At 71.9% G+C, this 26,345-nt stretch carries 21 protein-coding genes; 2 read left to right on the top strand and 19 right to left on the bottom strand.

Features of this window, described 5'->3' with window-relative positions; translation table 11 throughout:
- Positions 1 to 40: 40 nt before the first annotated feature.
- The 13 genes from N542_RS23315 to N542_RS0103990 all read right to left on the bottom strand — a co-directional run bounded on the left by N542_RS23315 (position 41) and on the right by N542_RS0103990 (position 16,538).
- Complete coding sequence (locus N542_RS23315; RefSeq protein ID WP_051551381.1) at positions 41 to 268, bottom strand: helix-turn-helix domain-containing protein; 228 nt, start codon at positions 266 to 268, stop codon at positions 41 to 43.
- 3 nt (positions 269 to 271) lie between these two features.
- Positions 272 to 865, bottom strand: coding sequence for a LutC/YkgG family protein (locus N542_RS0104045; protein ID WP_028642834.1), 594 nt, complete (start codon positions 863 to 865; stop codon positions 272 to 274).
- Between the two features lie 445 nt (positions 866 to 1,310).
- A complete protein-coding gene (locus N542_RS0104040) occupies positions 1,311 to 2,750 on the bottom strand; it encodes a lactate utilization protein B (protein ID WP_028642833.1) in 1,440 nt (479 codons plus the stop codon).
- Positions 2,747 to 3,475: a (Fe-S)-binding protein gene (locus N542_RS0104035; RefSeq protein ID WP_028642832.1), complete on the bottom strand. Its 729-nt coding sequence runs from the start codon at positions 3,473 to 3,475 to the stop codon at positions 2,747 to 2,749. Before N542_RS0104035 ends, N542_RS0104040 begins: the two co-directional genes overlap by 4 nt.
- A gap of 17 nt (positions 3,476 to 3,492) precedes the next feature.
- On the bottom strand, positions 3,493 to 6,498 hold the full coding sequence (locus tag N542_RS23310; RefSeq protein ID WP_051551380.1) for a glycosyl hydrolase: 3,006 nt from the start codon (positions 6,496 to 6,498) through the stop codon (positions 3,493 to 3,495).
- A 71-nt stretch (positions 6,499 to 6,569) separates the two neighbouring features.
- Positions 6,570 to 8,060 carry a rhamnulokinase gene (locus tag N542_RS0104025; protein ID WP_036506312.1) on the bottom strand — a complete coding sequence of 497 codons (1,491 nt, stop codon included), beginning with the start codon at positions 8,058 to 8,060 and terminating at the stop codon, positions 6,570 to 6,572.
- Positions 8,057 to 10,099 carry a bifunctional rhamnulose-1-phosphate aldolase/short-chain dehydrogenase gene (locus tag N542_RS0104020; protein WP_028642830.1) on the bottom strand — a complete coding sequence of 681 codons (2,043 nt, stop codon included), beginning with the start codon at positions 10,097 to 10,099 and terminating at the stop codon, positions 8,057 to 8,059. Before N542_RS0104020 ends, N542_RS0104025 begins: the two co-directional genes overlap by 4 nt.
- A gap of 3 nt (positions 10,100 to 10,102) precedes the next feature.
- Positions 10,103 to 11,275 (bottom strand): L-rhamnose isomerase, encoded by a 1,173-nt coding sequence (gene rhaI / locus N542_RS0104015; RefSeq protein ID WP_051551379.1) that lies wholly within the window; start codon positions 11,273 to 11,275, stop codon positions 10,103 to 10,105.
- A gap of 6 nt (positions 11,276 to 11,281) precedes the next feature.
- Complete coding sequence (locus N542_RS23305; RefSeq protein ID WP_036506309.1) at positions 11,282 to 11,659, bottom strand: L-rhamnose mutarotase; 378 nt, start codon at positions 11,657 to 11,659, stop codon at positions 11,282 to 11,284.
- Positions 11,660 to 11,777: 118 nt separating this feature from the next.
- Positions 11,778 to 12,821 (bottom strand): rhamnose ABC transporter substrate-binding protein, encoded by a 1,044-nt coding sequence (gene rhaS, locus N542_RS0104005; RefSeq protein WP_028642828.1) that lies wholly within the window; start codon positions 12,819 to 12,821, stop codon positions 11,778 to 11,780.
- Positions 12,822 to 12,826: 5 nt separating this feature from the next.
- Entirely contained in the window at positions 12,827 to 13,942 is a 1,116-nt protein-coding gene (locus N542_RS23300; RefSeq protein ID WP_051551378.1) for an ABC transporter permease, read from the bottom strand.
- Entirely contained in the window at positions 13,939 to 14,988 is a 1,050-nt protein-coding gene (locus N542_RS0103995) for an ABC transporter permease (protein ID WP_028642827.1), read from the bottom strand. The genes N542_RS23300 and N542_RS0103995 overlap by 4 nt, the downstream gene beginning before the upstream one ends.
- Complete coding sequence (locus N542_RS0103990) at positions 14,985 to 16,538, bottom strand: sugar ABC transporter ATP-binding protein (RefSeq protein WP_028642826.1); 1,554 nt, start codon at positions 16,536 to 16,538, stop codon at positions 14,985 to 14,987. The genes N542_RS0103995 and N542_RS0103990 overlap by 4 nt, the downstream gene beginning before the upstream one ends.
- A gap of 197 nt (positions 16,539 to 16,735) precedes the next feature.
- On the opposite strand from N542_RS0103990, the gene N542_RS0103985 reads away from it, so the two are divergent.
- Positions 16,736 to 17,767 (top strand): LacI family DNA-binding transcriptional regulator, encoded by a 1,032-nt coding sequence (locus tag N542_RS0103985; RefSeq protein WP_051551377.1) that lies wholly within the window; start codon positions 16,736 to 16,738, stop codon positions 17,765 to 17,767.
- Here N542_RS0103985 and N542_RS0103980 read toward each other — a convergent pair.
- From N542_RS0103980 to N542_RS0103955, 6 genes are all read right to left on the bottom strand, one after another.
- Entirely contained in the window at positions 17,764 to 19,017 is a 1,254-nt protein-coding gene (locus tag N542_RS0103980; protein ID WP_028642824.1) for an MFS transporter, read from the bottom strand. The two genes, N542_RS0103985 and N542_RS0103980, sit on opposite strands and share 4 nt — an antisense overlap.
- Before the next feature lie 182 nt (positions 19,018 to 19,199).
- Positions 19,200 to 19,928: an alpha/beta fold hydrolase gene (locus N542_RS0103975; RefSeq protein WP_028642823.1), complete on the bottom strand. Its 729-nt coding sequence runs from the start codon at positions 19,926 to 19,928 to the stop codon at positions 19,200 to 19,202.
- A gap of 47 nt (positions 19,929 to 19,975) precedes the next feature.
- Positions 19,976 to 20,440 carry a RidA family protein gene (locus N542_RS0103970; RefSeq protein WP_028642822.1) on the bottom strand — a complete coding sequence of 155 codons (465 nt, stop codon included), beginning with the start codon at positions 20,438 to 20,440 and terminating at the stop codon, positions 19,976 to 19,978.
- 9 nt (positions 20,441 to 20,449) lie between these two features.
- Positions 20,450 to 21,271: an alpha/beta fold hydrolase gene (locus N542_RS0103965; RefSeq protein ID WP_028642821.1), complete on the bottom strand. Its 822-nt coding sequence runs from the start codon at positions 21,269 to 21,271 to the stop codon at positions 20,450 to 20,452.
- 95 nt (positions 21,272 to 21,366) lie between these two features.
- Complete coding sequence (locus N542_RS23295) at positions 21,367 to 23,625, bottom strand: NB-ARC domain-containing protein (RefSeq protein ID WP_081795007.1); 2,259 nt, start codon at positions 23,623 to 23,625, stop codon at positions 21,367 to 21,369.
- Positions 23,626 to 23,738: 113 nt separating this feature from the next.
- Positions 23,739 to 24,890 carry an alpha/beta hydrolase family protein gene (locus tag N542_RS0103955; protein ID WP_028642820.1) on the bottom strand — a complete coding sequence of 384 codons (1,152 nt, stop codon included), beginning with the start codon at positions 24,888 to 24,890 and terminating at the stop codon, positions 23,739 to 23,741.
- 109 nt (positions 24,891 to 24,999) lie between these two features.
- Here N542_RS0103955 and N542_RS0103950 point away from each other — a divergent pair, with 109 nt between their 5' ends.
- Complete coding sequence (locus tag N542_RS0103950) at positions 25,000 to 26,238, top strand: glycoside hydrolase family 1 protein (RefSeq protein WP_028642819.1); 1,239 nt, start codon at positions 25,000 to 25,002, stop codon at positions 26,236 to 26,238.
- The last annotated feature ends 107 nt before the right edge of the window (positions 26,239 to 26,345 follow it).

Raw genomic sequence — 26,345 nt, 5'->3', positions numbered from 1 at the left:
TCAGGTCCAGGGAACGATTCAACCCGGCGGTCGAGACCGGTCAGATCACGCGCGCCCGGACGGCGTACACGACGGCCTCGATGGTGGAGTCCACCCCGATCTCGTCGGCGATGGTCCGCAGGCGACGCCGGATCGTGCGCTCGGAGACGCCCTCACGACGGGCGACCGCGTCGGTCGTGTGGCCCTCCGAGAGCAGCCTGAGGAGCCGCACGTCGTCCGGGCTCGGCTCCCAGCCGTGAGCAGTGGTGGTGCGACCCGGCTCCACCATCGCTCAGGATCCCTCGACGAGGACCAGCACCAACTTCCGAGGTCCGTGGACTCCTTCGACGCGGTCGAGCTCGATGTCGCTGGTGGCCGACGGGCCGCTGATCCAGGTGTGCGCGCGCTGGGGGTCGAGCAGGGGGAGCGCGTCGGGCACGTCGGGGACGACCTGGTCGGTCCGGACGATGCAGACGTGCAGGTCGGGCACGAGCGAGATCGCTCGGCGGCCCTGGCCGGGGCCGTGGTCGAGGATGATGGTGCCGGTCTCGGCGATGCCGACCCGCGCCTCGGTCACCACGGCGTCGTACGCGTCCAGCTCGTAGGGGTCGAAGCCGGTGTCCTCGTCGGCGCAGGGCACGTCGAGCGACAGCCCGGCCGGCACGACGACGCGGGCCCCCGCCGGCAGCGCGGCCGCGACCTCGGCAGCCAGCTCGGCGGACGTGCAGCGCACGACGACCGCCCGGTAGTCCGCGACCCGCTCGGCGAAGTGACCGACCAGGTCGGCGATCGGCGCGATCCGGGGAGCCGGCGGTACGGCGTACCCCTGCTCGACGCCGTCGAGCGCCCGGCGGACCCGGCCCAGGATGTCCTCGCGGGCGCTCATGCTCGACCTCCGGGGCCGTGTGGGGCGGTGGGCAGTCCACGGTCTGTGGGCGGCAGGCCGTGGGGGGCGGTGGACAGTCCACGGTCTGGCGGCGTGGAACGGTGGAGGGCCCACCGCTCCCCCGGGCCGCCTGGGGCGGTGGGCAGTCCACGGTTTGTGGGCGGCAGGCCGTGGGGGGCGGTGGACAGTCCACGGTCTGGCGGCGTGGAACGGTGGAGGGCCCACCGCTCCCCCGGGCCGCCTGGGGCGGTGGGCAGTCCACGGTTTGTGGGCGGCAGGCCATGGGCGGCGGTGGGCAGTCCACGGTCTGGCGGCGCGAAACGGTGGAAAGCCCACCGCTCCCCCGGGCCGCCGCGCGACGGCGGTGGGCGATCCACGCTCTGGCGGCGCGGAACGGTGGAGGACCCACCGCTCCCCCGGGCAGCCGCGCGACGGCGCCGGGCGCTCACGACCGACCCCCGTCGGTCCGCTTCCACCAGGTGCGGAAGGACTCCGGCGGCGCGGGTGGGAGGTCGCGGGCGTCGGTCCACTTGGAGGCGCCGAAGCGGCGCGCGACCCGCAGGCCGATGCGGGTGAAGCGCTCGCCGAAGGCGAGCTTGCGGGAGTCCGAGAGGGCGACGGCGGCCCCCTTGAAGGCCAGCGCCTCGGCCTTGGGTACGCCGCCGCGGTGGGCGTCCACCACCTGGGCGCGGAGGTCGACCAGCACCGACGGGATGTCGATGAGCACCGGGCACACCTCGAAGCAGGCGCCGCAGAGCGAGGACGCGTACGGCAGGGAGTCGACCTGCTCGTCCGCACCCGGGCCGCGCAGCAGCGGGTTGAGGATCGCGCCGATCGGGCCGGGGTAGACCGAGCCGTACGCGTGACCGCCGGTGCGCTCGTAGACCGGGCAGACGTTCAGGCACGCCGAGCAGCGGATGCAGCGCAGCGCCTGGCGTCCGACCTCGTCGGCGAGCGCGTTGGTGCGGCCGTTGTCGAGGAGCACGACGTGCACCTCCTGCGGACCGTCGCCGGGGGTCACGCCCGACCACGTCGACGTGTACGGGTTCATCCGCTCGCCGGTGGAGGAGCGCGGGAGCAGGCGCAGCAGGGGGTCCAGGCCGTCCCAGGTGGGCACGACCTTCTCGATCCCGACCACGGAGATCAGCACCTCGGGGAGGGTCAGGCACATCCGGCCGTTGCCCTCGGACTCGACGACGACCAGGGTGCCGGTGTCGGCGACCGCGAAGTTGGCGCCGGAGACGCCGACCTTGGCGCGCAGGAACTTCTCGCGCAGGTGCGACCGCGCCGCGGCCGCGAGCACGGCCGGCTCGTCGGTCAGGTCGGCGGGCGCGGCCAGTCCGACGGCACCCATCCTCGCGCGGAAGATCTCGCGGATCTCGGAGCGGTTGCGGTGGATCGCGGGCACCAGGATGTGCGAGGGCAGGTCGTCGCCGAGCTGCACGATGAGCTCCGCGAGGTCGGTCTCCCAGGCAGCGATGCCCTCGGCCTCGAGCGCCTCGTTGAGGCCGATCTCCTGCGTGACCATCGACTTGACCTTGACGACCTCGTCGACGCCGTGGGCCTTGGTGATGGCGGCGACGATGGCGTTGGCCTCGGCCGCGTCGTTGGCCCAGTGCACGGTGGCCCCGTTGGCGGTCAGCGTCTGCTCGAGCAGCTCCAGCTGGTTGCCGAGGTCGCGCAGCGCGGACTCCTTCACGCCAGCGCCGGCGAGGCGCAGCTCCTCCCAGTCGCTGTTGGCGTTGACCTCGTCGACGAGGCGCTGCCGCTTGGCCCGGATCGTGCCGGTGGCGTGCGCGAGGTTGTGCCGCAGCTGGGCGTTGCCGAGCGCCTCGTGCGCGGCGACGGGGAACGCCGGCATCCCGACGAACGTGGCCCCGCTCATGCGGTCGCCGCCAGGATCTCGGCCAGGTGCACGCTGCGTACGCCGGACCGGTCGCGGGTCAGCAGCCCGCCGATGTGCGTCAGGCAGGAGTTGTCGCCCGCGGTCAGCACCTCGGCGCCGGTGTCGGTCACGTGCCGCGCCTTGTCGACGCCCATCGCCACGGAGGTGTCGGCGTTCTTGAGCGCGAAGGTCCCGCCGAAGCCGCAGCACTGGTCGGCCGCCGGGAGCTCGAGCAGGGTGAGGCCGCGGACCTTCTCGAGCAGCTGGAGCGGGCGGTCGCCCACGCCGAGCATCCGCAGCGAGTGGCACGTCGGGTGGTAGGTGACCGTGTGCGGGTAGTAGGCGCCGACGTCCGTCACCCCGAGCACGTCGACGAGGAACTCCGACAGCTCGTGGACCCGCGGCGAGGTCTCGGCGACCGCCGCCTGCAGACCGGTGTCGCCGGAGCGACGCGCCACGATCGAGTGCTGGTGCCGCGCGCACCCGGCGCAGGACCCGGACGGCGTCACCACGGCGTCGTACCCGGCGAAGGTGTCCACGAAGTTGCGGACGACGGGCACCGCCTCGTCGAGGTAGCCGGTGTTGACCATCGGCTGGGCGCAGCACGTCTGCGACTCGGGGAACTCCACGTCCACCCCCAGCCGTCGCAGCAGCGTCACGACCGCCTGTCCCGTGCCCGGGTACAGCGCATCGTTGATGCACGTGACCATCAGGGCTACCCGCATTGCCTCATCCTGCCTCGCTATCGGGAGATCGTCGTCTCGGCGTACGGCACCAGACGCACCGGGCCGACCAGGCCGTAGGCCTGACGCGGCACCGAGCCGTACACGGCCGGCGTCACCGTCCGGAGCCGGTTGATGAGCGTGGTGGCGACCTCGACCTCGATGGTGTTGCGACCGCGCCGAAGCAGGCCGCCGAGATCGACGACCGGGTCGAGCACGTCGCACGGCGCGACCTGCCGGCCGTTGACCCGCACCCGGAAGGTGTCGTTGACCTCGCCGAGCTCGAGGACCGCACCGTCGGCGTCGGTCCAGTCACGGCCCAGGTCGACGACGGTCCTGTAGACGCCCACCCCTGACACGTCGGCCAGCTCCGGCACCTGCGACCACGGCAGCAGCGCGTCGAGGTGCACGGTGCGCACCGGCCGCACCGTCTCGGTCGCGGTCGCGCCCGGCTGCCAGTCCTCGACGGCGAGGTCCCACGACGTCAGGGCGACCGGCTCGCGGACCCGGTCGATCGTCGCCATCCTGGTCCGCCCGTCGGTGGTGACGGTGTGGTCGCCGGCCGTGGTGGAGCGCAGCACGAGCGACCGGCCCGCGATGCGGACCGCGCCACCGGAGACGGCGGTCGCGGACGGCGTACGCCGTCGCGGCCGGTCCAGCGCCACGATCGTGGACTGCCCCGGCAGCAGGTCGACGCTGACGCGCACCTGGTCGCCCTGCCGCTCCCACAGCGCGACCGGCGTGGTCTCACCGGTCCAGGCGTCGAGGACGTACGGCACCGCGTCCGAGCGGCTGGCGGTCAGCCAGACGTCCTGGGTCACCCGCACCAGCTTGCGGTTCTCGGCGTGCTTGGCGTTGGCCACGTAGTAGAGGTCGACGTCGTCGGCGGTCCGGCGCAGCGTCATGACCGTCGAGCTGTCGTGACGCACGTCCGGGGTGATCCCGAGGTCGGCGAGCGCCGCGGGGATCTCGGTCTCCAGGGCGATCGTCCGGGTCGTCGACAGGGCCCGGACCTGCGTGAGCAGGGCGCGCAGCTGGTCGGTCTCCCCCGGCTGGGCCAGCCCGACCGGCTCGGCCGTGGACCAGTCGCCGAGGAAGACGATCGGCAGCCCGGCCCGGCCGAGCTCGAGGACGCGCCTCGCGGTCGAGACGGCCATCGTGCGCTCCCCGCCGCGGAACTGGTCCGGGCCGATGATCATCACCTTGTACGCCGGGCCGTCCGGGGCCAGCCGGCCCCGGCGTACCTTCGCGCGGGGCAGGTCCAGCAGCGCCGGGGTGGCGAAGGAGTGGGTCCAGCCGACCGGGATGCCGTTGTTGGTCGCCCACGGGGCACCGATGCCGGTGGAGGCCCAGCCCTTCTGGCGCAGGAAGACGATGTCGTAGCGCGGCGTACCCGTCTGCAGCACGAGCTGGGTCCGGGCGAGGTAGTCGGACACGTCACGGATGTGGCGCCACTGCGGCGTCCGCGGCCCCCAGGCGTCGCCGTAGCCGACGGCGCCGTTGTAGTACGGCGAGAAGGCGGCGAACCCCGGCCACGTGACGCCGGGCGCGTCGGCGTAGGCGAAGCCGTGGATCATGGCCATGTTGACGCCTGCGGCGTAGATGCTGTTCAGCGTCTGCAGGGCGCGGTCCCAGGTGGTCTGGTACGCCGCACCGGCGTAGCAGATCGCCTCGCAGGAGAGCACCGTGTGCCCCGCCAGGTCGCGGCCGCCGGCCATCACGCGGTAGTCGTCGAGGTTCTTGAACCCGAGCGACTCGGTCTCCGGCACGTCGAGCAGCGCCGCGTGCTCGACGGTGTCGGTCTCGAGCCCGTAGGGCTGCACGCGCAGGCCCAGGCCGAGCGAGCGGGCGAAGCCCTGGACCGGGAGCAGGTGGCAGTCGCGGTAGAGGTCGGACAGCACCTGGTTGAAGTCGTCGCGGACCCGGGTCGTGGTGACGGCGTCGTAGGCGAAGACGTACTTCTCCTTGACCTCCAGCACGACGGGGAGGAACGGCAGCAGGTCGTAGCCCGCACGGCGACGGAACTCGGCCAGCATCCGCGGGGTCCAGATGGTCGCGTCGGTCTCGATCTCCAGCGAGTCCTCGAAGAGGTAGCCGCCGGCCTTGGCGAGCAGACGACGCAGGGACGGGTCGAGGATGCGGTCCTTCCAGAAGTCGATGACCGCCCCCGAGCCCGCCGCGCTGAAGTGGTCGACGACGTAGGCACGCGGTGACGTGTGCGGGCCGGCCTCGGGCTCCTGCGCGGAGCCGCGGCGCCAGTGGGCCAGGAGCACCCACGACCCGTCCGCCGGCGCCGTCCAGGTGATGCGGCCGTCGACGACGGTGCTCGTGAGGTCGACGTACGACGCGGGGTCGAGCGTCTGGACGGCCTTGACCGGGGCACCGACCGTGCGCAGCGCCTGCACCGCGACGAGGTGCCGCTCGGTGCTCGCCGACTCGGGGGCGACGACCGGGTCCGGGAGCAGGCCGTCGTACGTCGTGCCGCCCGCGACCACGACCTGCCCGTGCGCCAGCTCGGAGCACGCCGCCTCGTCGTCGGGGGTCACGGTCGGGACCGCCGCCGGCCAGGACGGGCCGACGGTGATGTCGACCCGGATCCCGTGCCGGGACGCCCGCTCGAGCGCGGCCTTGACCCCGGCGACCCAGGACGCCGTGCCCCAGCCCTGCTTCTCCAGGTCGATGGTGATCCCACGTGCCGACAGGCTGTGCGTCACGTCCGCGATCTCCAGCGCACCGAAGCCGGCCGCGGCGACCTGGTCGACCTCGCGGGCGATCTCCTTCGGGTCCACGGCACCGTGCGGCCACCACCAGCGGAAGCCCGCGGCCGTCTCCGGGCCCGGACGGCTGAAGCCGCGCAGGACGCTGCCGCCCGTCGCGGGGCGCACGCCGCCCGGCGCGGCGCCGGCCGACGCCTGGCCGGCGACGACGACGCCCGCGGTGACGGCGGCCGCCCCGAAGAGCGTGCGCCGGCGGACGCCGGTGGTCGCGGCGTCGGGGTGCTGGTCTGGTTGCTGCACTTCACTCATCAGGTCTCCCGAGAAGGACGGAGGGTCAGGTGGGTCAGGAAGAGGTCGGGCGGGTCGAGCAGGTGGAGGACTCAGCGGCCGACGCGTGCCGCGGCGGCCTCCCAGTCGAGGCCGCTGCGCGGCTCGTGCCGTCGTACGTCGTGGGTGCGCCGGATCAGCGCGCGCATCGCGGCCAGGTCGGGCAGGTCGGCGCCGAGGGCCCGGGCCTGCACGAGGCCGTTGCCGAGCGCGGCCGCCTCGGCCGGGCCGGCCAGCACCGGTACGCCGAGGGCGTCCGCGGTGAGCTGGCAGAGCAGGGTGTTCTGCGAGCCGCCGCCGACCAGGTGCACGACGTCGACGTCACGCCCGGCGAGGGACGCGGCCAGCCGGATGTTGCGGCGGTACGCCAGCGCCAGGCTGTCGAGGATCGTGCGGGTGATCGCGACCGGCGTGCGCGGGATCGGCTCGCCCGCCTCCCGCGCCAGCTCCTGGATCCGGGCGGGCATGCTGTCGGCCGATGCCGTGCCGGGGGTGAGCAGCCGCGGGTCGTTGATGTCGACCACGGTGCGCAGCGGCGGCGCCTGGGCCGCGCCGGCCAGCAGCGCGGGGAGCGTGACGTCGGTGAGCCGCTGGTCGGCCCAGGCGCGCACCGACTCGGAGAGCACCCACAGGCCCATCACGTTCTTGAGGAACCGGATCGTGCCGTCGACCCCGCCCTCGTTGGTGAAGTCGGCGATCCGCGCGTCCTCGGACAGCACCGGGCTCTCGAGCTCCAGGCCGACCAGGGACCAGGTGCCGGAGGAGATGTAGGCGAAGCTCTCCTCGGCGGCCGGCACGCCGACGACCGCCGAGGCGGTGTCGTGCGAACCGACGGCGATGACGGGGACGTCCGGCCGGCCGACGTGCTCGCCGACGGCGGGCAGCAGCGGCCCGACCACCGATCCGGGATCGCGCAGCGGCGGCAGGATCGACCAGGGCAGCCCGAGCCGCTTGGCGAGGTCGAGCGCCCACTCCCGGGTGCGCACGTCGTACAGCCCGGTCGTCGAGGCGTTGGTCCGCTCCGCGCCGAGCTCGCCGGTGAGCCAGTAGGTCAGCAGGTCGGGCAGCAGCAGGAGGTGCTCGGCCGCCTCGAGCGAGGGCAGGCCCAGCTCGGAGACCAGCTGGTAGACGGTGTTGAACGGCAGCTGCTGCAGGCCGGAGATGTCGTACAGCTCGGCGTCGGAGACGCTCGCGCGCACCTGGTCGGGTACGCCGGCGGTGCGGGGGTCGCGATGGCTGCGCGGGTTGCCGAGCAGCCGGCCGTCGCAGTCGAGGAGGCCGTAGTCCACCGCCCACGAGTCGATCCCGACGCCGTGAAGCTCGCCCGTGCGGGCGACCTCGCGCAGACCCACCAGCACCTCGCGGTGGATGCCGAGCACGTCCCAGTAGAGGTCGCCGCGCACCGGCACCGCACCGTTGGAGAAGCGGTGCAGCTCCTCGAGGTGCAGGGTGCGCGCCCCGACCCGGCAGGCCATCACCCGGCCACTGGTGGCCCCCAGGTCGACCGCGGCGACGCGGATGGGCTCAGCCGAACGAGCGGTCATCGCAGGAAGGCCGCCGCGACCCCGGCGTCGACCGGGATGTGCAGTCCGGTCGTGTGGCTGAGCTCGGCGCTGCAGAGCACGAAGACCGCGTTGGCGATGTTCTCCGGCAGCACCTCGCGCTTGAGGATGGTGCGCTGCGCGTAGAACTTGCCGAGGTCCTTCTCCTCGACGCCGTAGACCGCGGCCCGGTTGGCGCCCCAGCCGCTGGCGAAGATGCCCGAGCCCGCGACGACGCCGTCCGGGTTGACGCCGTTGACCTTGACGCCGTAGGCGCCGAGCTCGGCGGCGAGCAGCCGGACCTGGTGCGCCTGGTCGGCCTTGGTCGCGGAGTAGGCGATGTTGTTGGGGCCGGCGAAGACGGAGTTCTTCGAGGAGATGTAGATGATGTCGCCACCCATCTCCTGCTCGATCAGCACCTTGGCCGCGGCCTTGGAGACCAGGAAGGAGCCCTTCGCCATCACGTTGTGCTGCAGGTCCCAGTCGGCCTCGGTGGTCTCGAGAAGTGACTTGGACAGCGAGAGGCCGGCGTTGTTGACGACCAGGTCGAGGCCGCCGAAGGCGAGCACGGCCGCGTCGACCATCGCCTGGACGGCGCCCTCCTTGCTGACGTCGGCGGCCAGCCCGATGGCCACGTCCGGGCCACCGATCTCGGCGGCGGCGGCCTGTGCCTTGGCCAGGTCGAGGTCGGCGATGACGACGCAGGCGCCCTCGGCCGCGAGCTTGGTGGCGGTGGCCTTGCCGATGCCGCCGGCGGCACCGGTGACGAGCGCGACGCGGGTGGCGAGCGGCTTCGGCTTCGGCATCCGCTGGAGCTTGGCCTCCTCGAGCGCCCAGTACTCGATGCGGAACTTCTCCGCCTCGTCGATGGGCGCGTACGTCGAGAGTCCCTCGGCGCCGCGCATCACGTTGATCGCGTTGGTGTAGAACTCACCGGCGACGCGGGCGGTCTGCTTGTCCTTGCCGTAGCTGAACATGCCCACGCCGGGCACCAGCACGACGAGCGGGTCGGCGCCCCGGATGGCCGGCGACTCGGGGGTCGCGTTGCGGTCGTAGTAGCCCTGGTAGTCCTCGCGGTAGGAGACCGCGAGCTCCTTCAGGCGGGCGATCGAGTCCTCGACGGTGGCGTCGGACGGCAGGTCCAGGACCAGCGGCTTCACCTTGGTGCGCAGGAAGTGGTCGGGGCACGACGTGCCGAGCCCGGCCAGCCGCGGGTGCTCGGCGGCGGAGAGGAAGTCGAGGACGACGTCGGTGTCGGCGAAGTGGCCGACCATCGGCCGGTCCTGGCTGGCGATGCCCCGGATGGTCGGGGCGAGGGCGGCCGCCTTGGCACGACGCTCGGCCTCGGGCAGGGCGCCGTACCCGGCGAGGGCGGGCCCGAAGGGCTCGGCCTTGCTGTGCTCCGCGATGTACGCCGCGGCGGTGTCGATGATCCACAGCGAGCCGGCCTCGGCCTCGTCGCTGGTGTCGCCCCACGCGGTGATGCCGTGGCCGCCGAGGATGCAGCCGATCGCCTGCGGGTTCTGAGCCTTGATCTCGGCGATGTCGAGGCCGAGCTGGAAGCCGGGACGACGCCACGGCACCCACACCACCTTGTCACCGAAGATGGTGGCGGTGAGGGCCTCGCCGTCGGCCGCCGTCGCGATGGCGATGCCGGAGTCGGGGTGCAGGTGGTCCACGTGCGCGGCATCGACGAGGCCGTGCATCGCGGTGTCGATCGACGGGGCGGCGCCGCCCTTGCCGTGCAGGCAGTAGTCGAACGCCGCGACCATCTCGTCCTCACGGTCGAGACCCGGGTAGACGTCGACCAGCGCGCGCATCCGGTCGAGGCGGAGCACGGCCAGGCCGGACTCCTGGAGGGTGCCCAGGTCGCCGCCCGAGCCCTTGACCCAGAGGAGCTCGACGTCCTGGCCGGTGACCGGGTCGGTCTCCGTGCCCTTGGCCGAGGTGTTGCCGCCCGCGTAGTTGGTGTTCTTCGGGTCGGCGCCGAGCCGGTTGGAGCGAGCGATCAGCTCGGCTGCTGCCGGGTTAGTGGTGCTCATGGGTCAGTTCCATCCTGCCTGGGTGCCGCCGACGCGGTCCGCTTCGATCTGTTCCTGGTAGCCGCTCTCGAGGAAGGCCCGCATCGGGTTCGCGGGCAGGCCCCGGCCCTCGCGCCACGCGGCGAGGTCGGCGCGGACGTCGGTGTAGAAGGCGTCCATGAAGATCTCGTTGGCCAGCAGGACGTCGCCGTCCTCCTGCGCCCGGGTCAGGGCCGCACGGTCGACGAGCAGCGCACGTGCCGTCATCTCCTGCACGTTGAGCACCGAGCGGATCTGGCCGGGGATCTTCTTCTCGATGTTGTGGCACTGGTCGAGCATGTAGGCGACGTCGCTGTCGGGCCCGAACGCGCCGCCGCGGATGCACTCGAAGAGGATCCGGAAGAGCTGGTAGGGGTCGGCCGCGCCCACGATCAGGTCGTCGTCGGCGTAGAAGCGGCTGTTGAAGTCGAAGGAGCCGAGCTTCCCGAGCCGGATCAGCTGGGCGACGATGAACTCGATGTTGGTGCCGGGCGCGTGGTGGCCGGTGTCGAGGCAGACGAAGGCCTTCTCGCCGAGGGCGCTCACGTGGGCGTACGACGTGCCCCAGTCCGGGACGTCGGTGTGGTAGAACGCCGGCTCGAAGAACTTGTACTCGAGCACCAGGCGCTGGTCGTCGCCGATCTGGTCGTAGATCGTGGCCAGGCCCTCGGCCAGCCGGTCCTGGCGGCCGCGCAGGTCGCCCTGACCCGGGTAGTTGGTGCCCTCGGCCAGCCAGATCTTCAGGTCGCGCGACCCGGTCGCGTTCATGACCTCGATGCAGGCGAGGTGGTGGTCGATCGCCTTCTGCCGCACCGCCTTGTCGGTGTGCGTGAGGGCGCCGAGCTTGTAGTCGTCGTCCTGGAAGGTGTTGGAGTTGATGGTGCCGAGCGCGACGCCGAGGTCCTCGGCGTACGAGCGCAGGGCCCCGAAGTCGTCGACCAGGTCCCACGGGATGTGCAGGGAGACGCTGGGCGCCAGGCCGGTGAACCGGTGCACGGTCGCCGCGTCCGCGATCTTCTCGTGCACCGTGCGGGGGGTGCCCGGGCTGCCGAAGACCTTGAACCGCGTCCCGGAGTTGCCGTAGGCCCAGGACGGGACCTCGATCGCCTGGCCCTCGAGGAGGGGCGCGATCTCGCTGAACCTTGCAGACAGGGTCATCTCACATCACTTCTTGTACGTCGTCGTGTCGGCTGCGTCGTTGTCGGTGGGGCTGAGCTGGTCCTCGAGGTGGAAGACCTCCTCGAGCAGGAGGAAGCCCTCGTCGGGAGCGCGGCCGTCGATGCCGGTGAAGAACCCGGCCATCTCGGTCTGCCAGCGGGTGTTGACCTCGGTGCGGGCCATCGCGGCCTGGGCGGCCTCGATGGAGTCGGGCGTCTCGACGTAGCCGATCAGCAGCCCGTCCTCGCGGAGGAAGAGGGAGTAGTTGTGCCACCCGGTCTCGTGGAGCGCGCGGACCATGTCGGGCCAGACCGCGGCGTGGCGGGTCTTGTACTCCTCGATCCGGTCGGGCCGGACCTGGAGCTGGAAGCAGGCGCGTGGCATCGGTCCGCTCCTTCCGTGACGGTGGCGGTGGTGAGGGGTGCTGCTGGCCGACCCCGAGGAGGTCGGAGAGCCGGGGTCGGCCGGCAGCGGGTGTGTCTGGACTAGCTCGACCGGGGGATCAGAAGTCGAAGTCGTCGATGTTGGACTTGTCGTACGTGAACGGGTCGCCCAGCAGCACGACGCTGTCCTTGCCGACGGTGAACGAGCCCAGGTCGCCGGCGTCGAACTTGTCGCCCTCGTCGCCCTTGATCGTGCCGTCGACCAGCGCCTTGGCGGCGAAGGCCGACAGGGTGCCGAGGTCGCCCGGGTTCCAGAGGGCGAAGGCGGTGACGGTGCCGTCCTTGACGAACTCACGCATCTGGTTCGGGGTGCCGAGACCGGTCAGCGCGACCTTGCCCTTGGCGTCCGACGTCGAGAGGTAGCGAGCGGCGGCCGCGATGCCGACGGTGGTCGGCGAGATGATGCCCTTGAGGTTCGGGTGCGCCGAGAGCAGAGCAGCCGTCTTGTCGAACGAGGTCTGGTCGTCGTCGTCGCCGTAGACCGTGTCCACGAGCTTGATGTTCGGGTGGTTGTCGGCGATGTCCTTCTTCATCAGGTCGATCCAGGCGTTCTGGTTCGTCGCGTTGGCGGCGGCGGAGAGGATCGCGACCTCGCCGGAGTCACCGATCTGCTCGGCGATCAGGTCGACCTGCTTCTTGGCGATGCCCTCGGAGGTGGCGGCCTGGACGTACAGGTCGCGGCAGTCCGGGTTGGTGTCGGAGTCGAAGGTGACGACCTTGACGCCGGCGTCGCTGGCCTCCTTCAGCGCGTCGCACAGCGCCTCGGGGTCGTTGGCCGACACGACCAGGGCGCTCACGCCCTGCTGCGCCGCGGTGTTGATGAAGGGCACCTGGCCGTCGGCGGAGCCGGTGTCGGGACCCACCTGCTCGTACGTGCCGCCGTAGGACTCGACGGCCTTCTTGCCGGCCGCGTCGCTGATGTCGAAGTAGGGGTTGCCGAGGTTCTTGGGCAGGAAGGTGACGGAGATGTCGCCGCTGGCGCTGCCGCCGCTGCCACCGTCACTGCCGCCGTCGCTGTCGCTTCCACCGCAAGCGGTCAGAGCCAAGCTGGCGACCAGGGAAACCGCAGCCAGGGCGGTGATCCGCCGGTTCCGGAACTTCATGGTGCTCACCTTTCGTTGGTGCTTTCGTCGGCAGCGACCGCTTGCCGGTGCTGGCCGTTCTTTTCCGAGCTGGAAGGACCGCTTCCGCGGCCTCGTCGGGACCACAGGTCCTTGGCCCAGCCGAGGAAGCTGGTGGAGATCACCGAGAGCACGAGGAGCGTCCCGATGACGATGTTGATCTTGTTGACGGTGTAGCTCTCGAGACGCATGGCGCTGGAGATGACGCCGATCAGGATCACGCCGGCGATCACGCCGTGGATCGCACCGCGGCCGCCGAAGATGGAGACGCCACCGAGGAGCACGGCGGCGATGACCTGGAGCTCGAGCCCGGTCGCGTTGTCGCCGCGAGCACTGCCGAACCGCAGGGTGTAGTAGATGCCGGCGAAGGCCGAGACCGCGCCGGCCAGCACGAACAGCAGGAACTTGGTGCGCTGCACGTTGACGCCGGTGAAGTGCGCCGCCTCGTCGTTGAGCCCGATCTCGAAGACCCCGCGCCCGAAGGGCGAGAAGTGCAGGAGCAGCACGAAGGCGATCGCCAGCACCACGAACGGGATCAGGATCATCGGGTAGGCGTGACCCTCGACGATGCGCTCCTTGGCGAGGTCGGTCCACTTCTCGGGGAAGTCGGTGACCGCCTTGGTGCCGAGCAGGCCGACGGCGATGCCGCGGTAGAGCGCGAGCGTGCCGATCGTGACGGCCAGCGACGGGAGGCCGACGTACGCCACCAGGAAGCCGTTGAAGGCGCCGCACACCGCGCCGACGAGGATCGCGATCAGTCCGGCGACCGGGATGGAGAGACCGGCCTCGACGTGCAGCTGGGCGACCAGCACGCTGCTGAGGCCCACGACGCTCGCGACCGACAGGTCGATCTCCCCGGTGATGATCACCAGCGTCATCGGCAGCGCGATCAGCAGGATCGGCGCGATGTCGAGGAAGAGGTAGTAGAAGGTCAGCGGGCCGTCGAAGTTCGGCACGTTGTTGTTGGAGTAGAAGATCACCGCGACGAGCAGGGCGATCACCGCGAACTCGCGGGTGAAGAGCACGCGGCGCCACAGCGGACGCGAGTACGCCGGGTAGCTGCGGGTCGACCCCTCGGGGCGGCTCAGCACGGAGGTGCTCATGCGGACGGCTCCCTTGTCTCGTCGCGGGCGGCGATCAGCCGGCGTTCTTGTCGGGCGGAGAGGACCCGGTCGAGGACGACCGCGGCGATGATCAGCGCGCCCACCACGGCGCGCTGCCAGAAGTCGGAGATCCCGACGACCGGCAGGGCCCGGTTGATGGTCACCAGCAGGAAGGCGCCGATGGCGGCTCCCCAGACGGTGCCGCTGCCACCGAAGATCGCGACGCCACCGATGACCGCGGCGCCCACGGCCTGGAGCTCCATGCCGTAGCCGGCGTTGGAGCTGACCGTGCCGTAGCGCGCGGTGTAGACGACGCCGGCGAGACCCGCGAGCGCACCGCAGAGCACGAAGGCGCCGATGACTCGCCGCGTGACCGGCAGTCCGTAGAGGACGGCCGCGTCGGGGTCGGAGCCGATGGCGTAGAGCTCCCGGCCACCGCGGGCGGTGTAGAGGTAGTAGCCCGTGAGGCCGAGCGCGACCAGGCCGATGATCGTGAGGACCGGGATCGTCAGGATCTGCTTGGTCCCCAGGTCGAGGAAGCCGTGCGGCAGGTCCGAGGGGTTGATCCGGCTGCTGCCGGCCCAGCTCAGGAAGATGCCGCGGTAGATGTAGAGCGTGCCGAGGGTGATGACCAGCGACGGCACCCGGAAGAAGGCGACCAGGACGCCGTTGACCAGTCCGAGCAGCGCCCCCATCAGCAGACCGGCCACGAACACCGCGATGATCGGCAGGCCCGGGTGGTCGACGAAGAGCTTGCCGGTGAAGTACGCCGTGAGCCCCAGCGTCGAGCCGACGGACAGGTCGACGTTGCGGGTGATGATCACCGCGGTCTGACCGACGGCCAGCAGGAGCAGCAGCGACGGCGTCAGGAGCAGGTCGCGCCAGCCGTTGTCGCTGAAGAGGAAGCTCGGGCTCTTGATGGTCGTGAAGGCGATGACGAGGACCAGCACGGTGCCGACCGCGATCTCGCGGGAGCGCAGCAGCTCTCCGACGATCCGCTTGGTGGGCGAGACGGCGCTGGGCTCGACCAGGAGCGTGTCACTCATGCGGTCACCTCCTGGGTGCTGGCGGGGACGGCGTGGGAGACGCTGGCGGTGGCGGCGTGCATGACGGTCTCGGGCGTCGCGTCCGCGCGGGACAGCTCGGCGGTGATCCGGCCCTCGCAGACGACGATGACGCGGTCGGCCATGCCGAGGACCTCGGGCAGCTCCGAGGAGATCATCAGGATGGCGAGCCCCTCACCGGCCAGGTCGGAGAGCAACCGGTGCACCTCGGCCTTGGTGCCGACGTCGATGCCTCGGGTGGGCTCGTCGATGATGAGCAGCTGCGGCTCGGTCGAGAGCCACTTGGCGAGCACGACCTTCTGCTGGTTGCCGCCGCTCATCGTGGTCGCGGTCATGTCGAGGGCGCTGGTCTTGACCTCGAGGCGGCCGGCCCAGGGGCCGGCGGCGCGGTTCTCGTCGGCGCTGGTGAGCAGGCCGGCGTGGGTCAGCCGGCCGCGGATGACGCCGGCGACGTTGCGCGCCACCGAGCTCTCGGTGACCAGGCCCTGCTTGCGGCGGTCCTCGGGGACAAACGCCATGCCCGCCTTGATCGCCGCGCGCGGCTTCTGGGGAGGCACGGCGACGCCGCCCAGGTGCACGGTGCCGGCGTCGTACCCGTCCACGCCGAAGACGGCCCGGGCGATCTCGCTGCGACCGGCGCCGACCAGGCCGGCCAGGCCGACGATCTCGCCCGCGCGGACGTTGAAGCTGATGTCGTGGAAGGTGCCGGTGGAGGACAGCCCCGCGACGTCGAGCACGACGTCGCCGATCTCGGCCGGCGTCTTCGGGAAGAGCTCGGCGACCTCGCGGCCGACCATCCGGGAGACGATCTGCTCGACGGAGGTCTCGGCGACCGCGTCGGTCGAGACGTACTCGCCGTCGCGCATCACGGTGACCGTGTCGCACAGGGCGAAGACCTCGTCGAAGCGGTGGGAGATGAAGACCAGGGCACGGCCCTCGTCGCGCAGGCTGCGGGCCACGGCGAAGAGCCGGTCGACCTCGACGCCGCTGAGGGCGGCCGTCGGCTCGTCCATCACCAGGACGCTGGCGTCGAGGGAGATGGCCTTGGCGATCTCGATGATCTGCTGGTCGGCGATGGACAGGCCGCGGGCCGGGCGGCGCGGGTCGATCGCGACCCCGAGGCGCTGGAAGAGGCCGGTCGCCTCGGCGTACATCGCGGCGCGGTCGATGCGCCGGGACCGGCCGACCGGCTGGCGGCCCATGAAGATGTTCTCGGTGACCGACAGGTCGGGGAAGAGCGTCGGCTCCTGGTAGATCACGGCGACGCCGGCGGACTTGGACTCGGCGGTCGACCCGAAGTCGACGTCGTTGCCGTGCAGGCGCACGACGCCGGAGTCGCGGCGGTGCACGCCGGCGACGATCTTGACCAGGGTCGACTTGCCGGCGCCGTTCTCGCCCACGAGGGCGTGGATCGAGCCGGGGGCGACCGCCAGGCTGCCCGATCGCAGGGCGACCACGGCCCCGAACGACTTGGCCACGTCGCGCAGCTCGAGGGCCCAGCTGGGGGCCGCCTCGGGTGCGGTTCCGGGCATGAGGTGCTCCTTCGCGGGCTGTGGGACTCGGAATTGAAAGGTTTCAACTTCGATGCTCGGTACCGTAGGTGACTGCGATCACAGCCGTCAACAGGTTCGTCGAAATCTCTGCGTAACAGTCGAGACACGAATCCTCGCCACGGGGGGCCGACCGACCTCTAAGGTGTGCGTTGATCGTTTCAGCGAAGGGAGCACCGGTGCCGCATCGTGACCTGGGGGCGCGCAGCGCCTCGGTCAAGGACGTCGCGGCCGCCGCGGGCGTGTCGCTCGGCACCGTCTCCAACGTCCTGAACCGGCCCGACCGGGTGAGCCCCGAGACCCGCGAGAAGGTTCAGCGGGCGATGCTGGACCTGGGCTTCGTGCGCAACGAGTCGGCCCGACAGCTGCGGGCCGGGAGCAGCCGCACGCTCGCCTACGTGATGCTCGACGCCGCGAACCCCTTCTTCACCGACGTCGCCTCCGGCATCGACGAGGCCGCCGAGTCGGCCGACCTGTCCCTCGTGCTGTGCAACAGCCGCAACTCGGCCGAGCGCGAGCTGTCCCACCTCGCCCTCCTCGAGCAGCAGCGGGTGCAGGGCATCCTCGTCACCCCGGTCGACCCCGAGTCCCCGATGCTCGACGAGGTCGCCCGCCGCGGCACGCCCGTGGTGGTGGTCGACCGCACCCGCGCGGACCAGTCCTTCTGCTCGGTCGCGGTCGACGACGTCCTCGGCGGCAGGCTCGCTGCCGAGCACCTCATCGACCGTGGCCACACCCGCATCGCGTACGTCGGCGGCCCCTCGCACCTCGGCCAGTTCCGCGACCGGCTCCAGGGCGCCCGCGAGGCGATCGCCGCCGCCGGGATGCCCGAGGACTCGCTGAACCTGGTCGAGACCGCCGCCATGACCGTCGTCGAGGGCCGGGAGGCCGGCTCGAGGCTGGCCGGCCTGCCCGCGCGCCGACGGCCGACGGCCGCCTTCTGCGTCAACGACCTGCTCGCCCTGGGGCTCCTGCAGCACGCCATCACGTCGGGCGTCCGGGTGCCGGAGGAGCTGGCCATCGTGGGGTACGACGACATCGAGTTCGCTGCGGCCGCCGCCGTGCCGCTGACCTCCGTGCGTCAGCCGCGCCAGCTGCTCGGGCGCACCGCCGCCGAGCTCGTGCTCGACGAGGCCACCAACGCCGAGCACACGCACCGGCAGGTGCTCTTCACTCCCGAGCTGGTCGCCCGCAGCTCGACGCTGGCCTAGGCGACGGGCGCCGGCGAGCGCTCGGCGGCGGCACCCGCCGACCGGGCCTCGGCGAGGGCGCGACGGAGCCGGCCCTGCGACAGGCTCACCAGCACGACGGCCAGGCCCATCGCGGTCAGGGTCACGGCGAACGCCGCGGTGTGGCCGTGGTCGTCGGCCAGCCGGCCCGCGACGGTGGAGCCGAGGGCGTAGCCGATCCCGGTGGCGCTGGCCAGCAGGGTCATCGCGGTCGCGACCCGGCCCGGTGCGACCACTCTCTCGGCGAGGGTGAAGACGCCGATCATGAAGGGCGCCACGGCGCAGCCGAGCAGCGCCACCGCCGCCGTCAGCGCCGGCAGGCTGTCGACGAAGAGCAGCGGCACGGAGAGGACGAGCAGCGCACCGGCGGCGACCATGATCCGGCGCTCGGGACCGAAGCGCTCGGGGATGAAGGCGGTCGCGATCCCGGCGAGCGCGCTGCCGACGCCGAGCGTGGCGTGCACCAGGCCGGCGAACCCGGGGTGGCCGGCGGCGGTCGCGAGCACGGTCGTGCCGGTCTGGGTGGCACCGAAGAGGCAGCCGATCAGGAGCTGGGCGGTCGCCAGGACCAGCAGCACGGGCGTCACCAGTGCGACCTTCGCGACGGCACGGCCGTCGCCACGCACGGTGCGTGCGGTCCGGTGCAGGGCGAACGCCGTGCCGAAGCCCGCGAGCAGGCCGGCCGCGAGGAGCAGCGCACCGCCCGGTGAGACGGCCACGACGCCGAGGCCGACCAGGGCCGGTCCGATCGCGAACGAGGCCTCGTCGGCGGCACCCTCGTAGGAGAACGCGACGTCGACCAGGCGCCGCTGGTGGGTGCCGGTGCGAGCCGTGATCGGCCGCCACCGAGCCCGCGCCAGCGGCCCGACCTGCGGCATCGTGAGTCCGGCCAGCGCGGCGGCACCGACGACGGCCAGGTCGCCCGCGCCGGCGTGGACCAGGGCGACGAGCAGCACGAGGGACGCGGCCCCGGCCAGCGACTGGACGAGCACGACGTGGCGCTGACCGATCCGGTCGGCGAGCGACCCGGCGAACGGGGCGCCGACCGCGTTGGCGACCGCGAGGGCACCGGCCGAGAGACCGCCGAGGCCGTAGCTGCCGGTGGCGTCGGAGACGAGGAGGAGCGTGCCCAGCTGGCTCATCGCGAGCGGGAGCCGGGCGAGGAACGCGACGACGACGTACGTCGTCCCGGCGAGCTCGAAGAGACGCCGGTAGGAGGCGAGGGGTGACACGGGGGTGAGGCCTTTCGGGTGCGCCAAGTACGGCGCGCCGAACCCACCTCCAAGACGCGTGAAACCCTCTGCACCTCCATGGTACGGCGGCGGTCGCCGCAGGGCCGATTCGCCGCGCGTCCGCGGCCGGCCGAGCCCGAGGGCGGAGCCGGTCGTCCCGACCCCGCCCCGGTGAGCCGGGATCAGCCCTGATGCCCCGCCAGGTGGTCGATCGCCTGGTTGATCACGGCGACGACCTGCTCGGGCTGGGAGACCATCACGGAGTGCGATGCTCCCGGCACCTCGGTGACCGAGAGGGCGCCGGCGCGCTCGGCCATGAACCGCAGTCCCTCGACCGGGATGTTCTTGTCGGCGTCACCGAAGACGAACCACGACGGCAGGGACTTCCACGCGGGGGTCCCGGCAGGCTGGGGCTCGCCCAACGCGAAGTCCCGGATCGGGCGCTGGGTCAGCGCCTGCACGGCGGCCTCCTCGGCCGCCACGTCGGCAGCGAACTGCTGCGCGAAGAGCGCGCGGTCGACGACGAGGTCGTTGGTGCCGTCCCCGAGCGGGTAGGGGCGCACGGTCTCGCCCAAGGTGCTGCCGGGGAACTGACCGGTGAGCTGGAGCGAGTTCTCCCCGTGGTCGGGAGCGAAGGCGGCCACGTAGACGAGGCCGACGACCGCCGGGTTGTCGACGGCCGCCTCGGTGATGACGGCGCCGCCGTACGAGTGACCGACGAGCAGGATCGGGCCGCCGATGCCCTCGGTGGCGCGCCGGACGTTCTCGGCGTCGGTGGTGACGCTGCGCAGCGGGTTGGGGGTCGCGACGGCGGCGACGCCCTGGTCAGTCAGGCGCGAGATCACGCCGGACCAGCTCGCCGACTCGGCGAACGCTCCGTGGACCAGGACGACGGTGATGGGTGCGGACAAGAGGAGCTCCTGGGGGTGAGAGATGGGTGGTGCAGGTGACGAGCGGACTAGGCGAACTCGACGGTGAGCTCGACCTCGACGGGTGAGTTCAGCGGCAGCACGGCGACCCCCACGGCACTGCGGGCGTGGACCCCGGCGTCGCCGAAGATCGCCCCCAGCACCTCCGAGGCACCGTCGATGACGCCGGGCTGGGCCACGAAGCCGGGGTCGGAGGCGACGAAGCCGACGACCTTCACGACCCGGACGACCCGGTCCAGCGAGCCGATGACCTCGGCGACCGCGGCGAGCGCATTGATGGCAGCGGTGCGAGCGCAGTCCCGAGCGATCTCGGGGCTGACCTCGGCGCCCACCTTGCCGAGCGCCGGCAGCGTGCCGTCGACGAAGGGCAGCGCGCCGGCGGTGAAGACCAGGCTGCCGCTGACGACCGCCGGCACGTAGACACCGGCCGGTGCGGCCGCGCGGTGCGGGATCGTGATGCCCAGGGAGTCGAGCCGGGCGGCGATGTCACTCATCGGGTCCCCCTACTTGGCGATGAAGTCGAGGATGTCGGCGTCCAGGGCGACCTGGAAGTCGCCGTAGATGCCGTGCGGGGCGCCCGGGTAGACCTTGAGCGTGCCGTGCTGGACAAGGTCGACGGTCTTGAGCGCGGCGGCACCGATCGGCACGATCTGGTCGTCGTCGCCGTGCGCGATCAGGATCGGCACGTCGAGCGCCTTCAGGTCGTCGGTGAAGTCGGTCTCCGAGAAGGCCTGCACGCAGTCGTACGCCGCGGCCAGGTTGACCAGCATCCCCTGGCGCCAGAAGTCGTCCTTCGCGCCCTGCGAGACCTTCGAGCCCTCGCGGTTGGCGCCGAAGAAGGGCTCGGTCAGGTCCTGGTAGAACTGCGACGCGTCGGCGAGCACGCCGGCGCGGATGCCGTCGAAGGCCTCGATCGGGGTGCCCTCGGGGTTGGTCTCGGTCTTGAGCATGAGCGGTGGCACCGCACCGACGGTGACCACCTTGGCGACCCGGCCGACGCCGTGCTGCGCGGCGTACCGGACGACCTCGCCGCCGCCGGTCGAGTGGCCGACCACGACGACGTCCTGCAGGTCGAGCGCCTCGACGAGCTCGGCGAGGTCGCGGGCGTAGGTGTCCATGTCGTTGCCCTGGTAGGTCTTGGACGACCGACCGTGGCCGCGGCGGTCGTGGGCGATGGCGCGGTAGCCGGCGTCGGCGAAGACCTTGAGCTCGACCTGCCAGGCGTCGGAGCTCAGGGGCCAGCCGTGGCTGAAGATCACCGGCTGTCCGGAGCCCTGCTCGGTGTAGTAGATCTCGGTGCCGTCGGCCGTGGTGATGAAGGGCATGCGTGGTCGTCCTCGTCTGCTGGGGTGCGTGAGACTCCAGTAGATCGAGTCACGAGGAGCGTGCCCAGGAAGAAAGCATGCAGAACTGGTGAAGGTCAGTCGTCCGCGGGGGGACCGAGCAGGCCGCGGGCCGCGGCCGCACCGGCGGCATCACCGATCGAGTCGCGGAGCGCGACCAGGCTCGCCTGGTCGACCAGTGCCTCCGCCCGACGCCCCAGGGCGTCGAGCGCCAGCGCCCGGTTCTCGAGCAGCTGTGCGCGGAGGCTGACGACGTCGATGGAGGTCGGGACCGCGTCGAACGCCTCGGAGACCAGGTCGACGGTCTCCTGCCACCGGCCGAGTCGGACCAGGCCCGTCGTGATCAGCGTGGCGCTCGCGCCCCGGGTGAACGCCGCGATCGGGGCGCTCACCGCGCACTCGGGGTCGTCGAGCTCGGCGAGCACCCGGCGCTCGTGCTCGATCGCCTCCTCGTAGCGACCGAGGTGGATCAGGGTCATCGCGACCGCCCGGCGCGCCTCCACCTGGCCCTCGGCGTCGCCCGCCTCCGCGAGCGCTCGTTCGGAGGTGCGCGCGGTCTCCAGCGCCTCGTCGTAGCGGCCGAGGATCCGCAGGGCCGAGTGGGCGTAGATCGCCGCCCAGCCCACCTGCTGGAGGTTGCCGGCGCGGCGCGCGACGACGTCCGCCTCGAGCGCGTGGGCGAGACCAACCTCCGGCTGCAGGCGCGTGTACATCTCCGCCCAGGCGAGGTAGCCCAGCTGGGTGGCGAGCGCGTCGTCGTCGCCCAGGACCCGCGCCGCCTGCACGGCCAGGGAGAAGACGTCGTGCCAGTGGCCCCAGTGCGCCCACCGGTCGGAGAACCAGTGCAGGGACTCGGCCACGTCGATCACGAGGCGGTGCTCACCGACCTTGGCGGACTCCTGCAGCGCGACCAGCCAGTGCTCCGACTCCTCGCGCAGCCACGACTGCGCCTGCTCGGAGGTCTCCATCGCGACCAGCGGGTCGGGCACCGGCGGGGCGCCCCCGAAGTCGGGCTCGAACCACCGGCCGGCGCTGATCGTGACGCCGAGGACCCAGCGACGCAGGTCGATCTCGACCGCGACCCGCTCGGCCAGCGGCTCCTCCTCCTGCCAGCGGCCGCGGGCGAAGAGCCTCAGCAGGTCGTGCAGGTGGTACCGCCCGCGCGCGGCGGGCTGCACGAGGCCCAGGTCGGCGAGCTCGTCGACGATGTCCTCGGCCGTCGTCAGGTCCGTCGGCACCAACCGGGCCGCGAGCGCGTCGCCGAACGTGGTGCCGCGCAGCAGCGCAAGTCGCCGGAACGCCCGACGACCGCGCTCGGAGAGCCGGTCGTACGACAGCGTGATCGCGGCCCGGATCTCCAGGTCACCCGCGCGCAGCCCGGCGATCCGGCGGTCCTCCGAGGCCAGCCGGGCGGCCAGGTCGTCGACGGTCCAGGTCTGGCGGCTGGCCAGCCGGTTGCCTGCGATCCTGAGCGCGAGCGGGACGTGACCGCACAGCGCCGCGAGCCGCTCCAGGTCCTGCCCGTCGGTCTGCGGGCTGGGGACGAGGCTGCGGAGCAGCTGCAGCGAGTCGGCCTCGTCGAGCTGGTCCAGCGGGATCCGGACGACGTCCTCGAGCCCGGTCAACGTGCCCCTGCTCGTGATGACCACCGCCACCGGGCCGGTCGCGGGCAGCACGGCGCGCACCTGCTCCTCGGTGGCCGCGTTGTCCAGGATGATCAGCACCCGCCGGGTGCCGAGGACGCTGCGCCAGAGCACCACCGCGTCCTCGAGCAGGCGTGGGGCCGCACCGGTCTGCGGCTCGACGGCGTGGATCAGCCGGTTGAGCAGCGGCAGCACCTCGACGGGTCGGGCGTCGTAGCCCCGGAGGTCGACGAGGTGGACGGCGTCGAAGGCGTCGGCCAGGTCCGTCGCCACCTTCACGGCCAGGGTCGTCTTCCCGAAGCCCGGCGGCCCACTCACCACGACCACCGGAGCGGGACGGTCCACCGCGCCGGAGGTCAGGTGGGCTACGACCGCCCGCTGCTCGCTCCGGCGCCCGGTGAAGTCGGCGACGCTCCGCGGCAGCGCCGCCGCAGCCACCGACGGCTCCCGCACCCGACCGGCCCGGGCGGCACCCAGCAGCGCGGTCCGGTCGTCGTCGCTCAGCTCCAGGGCATCGGCGAGCAGCTGGAGCGTCCGGCGTTGAGGACCGAGACTGACGCCACGCTCGATGTCGCTGATGGTGCGACCGCTCACGGTCGACAGCTCGGCCAGGCCCTCCAGGGTGAGGTCCTGTGCCAACCGAAGGCGCCGCAGGGCGGCACCCAAGGACTCGCTCGCCACTCTTCCATCCATCCGCCGCACTGGGTTCCGCGTCCGCGGACGCCGCAGCCTAGGCCACCGCCAGCACGGTGCCGGGCGTTGGCCGCCCGCGCGAGACGGTCCCCACCGGCGAGGTCCGGCGGTGGTCAGGCCAGCTCGCGGAGCGTGTCCTCCACCCAGTCGGCGACGTACGCGTTGATGTGCGGCATGTGGTCGAGGCCGACGTGCTCGGCCGCGCCCTCCTCGACGGTGAAGATCCGCAGCTCGCGCTTCGGGCTGTTGACGGCCTGGTCGTAGGACTGGTGCGCGTAGTCGACCGAGATCTGCCGGTCGTTCGCGCCGTGCGCGATCAGGAACGGGACCGTGATCTTGTCGACGACGCCGTTGAGGTTGACGCCCTCGGCGTACTCGATGAACGTGTCGACGTCGTCGTGCCCCCACACCCAGAGCACGTGCTCCCAGTAGTGCGGCACCGGGTTCTCGCCCTCACGCTGCAGCCGCTTCCTCTGGACCTCGCCCCAGTTGTGGTTGGCGCCCCAGACGGCGATGAGCTTGATCCGCTTCTCGTACGCCGCCGCCCGCGGGACGTAGTAGCCGCCGAGCGACCACCCGACCAGGCCGATCCGGTCGCTGTCGACGTCGGAGCGGGACTCGAGGTAGTCCACCTGCGCCGCCGCCCACTGCTCGGACTCGATCCGGGAGGTGAGGCCCTGGAAGCGGAGCGCCTCCCCGGAGCCCGGGTTGTCGATCATCAGCACCGAGACGCCGCGCTCGCGCATCTCCTGCGCCCAGCCGGAGGTGTACATGTGCTCCTTGGTCGAGTCCAGGCCGTTCCACATGATCACGGTCGGCACCGGCTCGCCGGCCCTGCTGGCGTTGGAGAAGTACGCCGGCAGCGTCGTGCCCTCGAACGGGATCTCGACGCGACTGGTGGCGGGGTCGGCGATCTCGAAGACCTTCTCGAACGCGTCCAGCGCCTGCTGGTAGAACTCCTTGCGACCGGGGTCGGCGTTGCTCAGCATCCGCTCGGCCTGGCAGATGTAGAGACCGGAGCGGTACCACTGCTGACCCGCCGTACGTAGGTGTCCGGCGGCCTCGGAGGCACGCGCCTGGTCGGCGACCTGGTCGGCCACGGCCTTCCAGGACCGCATGAAGATCGTGCTGCCCGAGTTGACGTCGGCGGCCTCGCGCGCGGGCCGGCAGGCCCGGTCGACCTCGTCGATCGCGCCGCCGTTGTTGAGCGTCGCGCAGACGCCGAGGTTCCAGACGTACTTGGGGCCGGTGAAGTACTCGAACATGACCGTCACTGTGCCGGTCGTCACGGAGCGCGGGAACCCGCCGCCTGGTGATGCGAGGTATCGGCGATGCCGCTTTCCCTGTGACCGCGGTCTCACGTTGTCTGGTGGCATGACCGACCACCGCTTCCCGTCCGACTTCCTGTGGGGCGTCGCGCACGCCGGCCACCAGGTCGAGGGCGACAACGTCAACAGCGACACCTGGTACGCCGAGCTCGTCACGCCCACGGTGTTCCAGGAGCCCTCCGGCAAGGCCGTCAACAGCTGGGAGCTGTGGCGCGAGGACATCGACCTCGCCGTCGGGATGGGCCTGACGGCGTACCGCTTCTCCGTCGAGTGGGCCCGCGTCGAGCCGTCCGCGGGCACGTACGACGCGGCGGCGCTCGACCACTACGAGGCGATCGTCGACCGCTGCCTGGAGCGGGGTCTCGCGCCGGTCGTCACCTTCAACCACTTCACGTCGCCGCACTGGTTCGCGATGCGCGGCAGCTGGCTGAACCCGGAGGCACCCGAGCTGTTCGCCCGCTACTGCGACGCGGTGATGGCGCGCTTCGGCGACCGGATCGCGTACGCCGTCACGATGAACGAGCCCAACCTGGCCCGGCTCCTGAGCTGGCTGCAGCTGCCGGCGTTCGTCCGCGACCTGGAGCGCGGCACGCTCGAGGCCGCGACCGCAGCCACCGGCGTCGAGCGCTACCGCCTCGCCAACGTGATGCTGCCCGAGGAGATGGACGCCATGGCGGACGGCATGTCCGCCGGGCACGTGGCCGGCAAGGCGGCGATCAAGGCCCGCCGCGCCGAGCTGCCTGTCGGGCTGTCGCTCGCGATCGTCGACGACGTGGTCGTCGGCGACGACGCCTCGGTCCGCGACCGCAAGCGGACCGAGGTCTACGAGCGGTGGCTGGAGCTCGCCCGCGACGACGACTTCGTCGGCGTCCAGAACTACGAGCGGGTGCCGTACGACGGCAACGGCCTCGTCGCGCCACCCGCGGGCACGCCGCTCAACCAGATGGGGACGGCGATCGAGCCGCTGTCGCTGGCCGGCTCCGTGCGCTACGCCCACGAGGCGACCGGAGTGCCGGTGCTGGTCACCGAGCACGGGATGAGCACCGACGACGACACCCTCCGCGCCGCCTTCATCGAGCCGTCGCTCGACGGGCTGGCGGCGGTCATCGCCGACGGCGTCCCGGTCCTCGGCTACCTGCACTGGACGCTGATGGACAACTTCGAGTGGGTCTTCGGCTTCGGCCACCAGCTCGGCCTGCACGAGGTCGACCGCGACACCTTCGTACGGACGCCGAAGCCGAGCGCCGGCGTGTACGCCGACCTGGTCAAGCGCTACCGCGGGTAGGCCCCCGCCACAGGGGTCTCGACGACGCTCGGCCCTGGCGGGCCTCCCTGCTCGACCACCGGTGGTCGAGGAAGGACGAAGTCCTGCCACGAGACCCCCGACACCGG

This window comes from Nocardioides sp. URHA0020 (assembly GCF_000620705.1).
Taxonomy (GTDB): Bacteria; Actinomycetota; Actinomycetes; order Propionibacteriales; family Nocardioidaceae; genus Nocardioides.
Note: the sequence above shows the minus strand (reverse complement) of the source record. Positions and strands in the feature narration are given on the sequence as shown.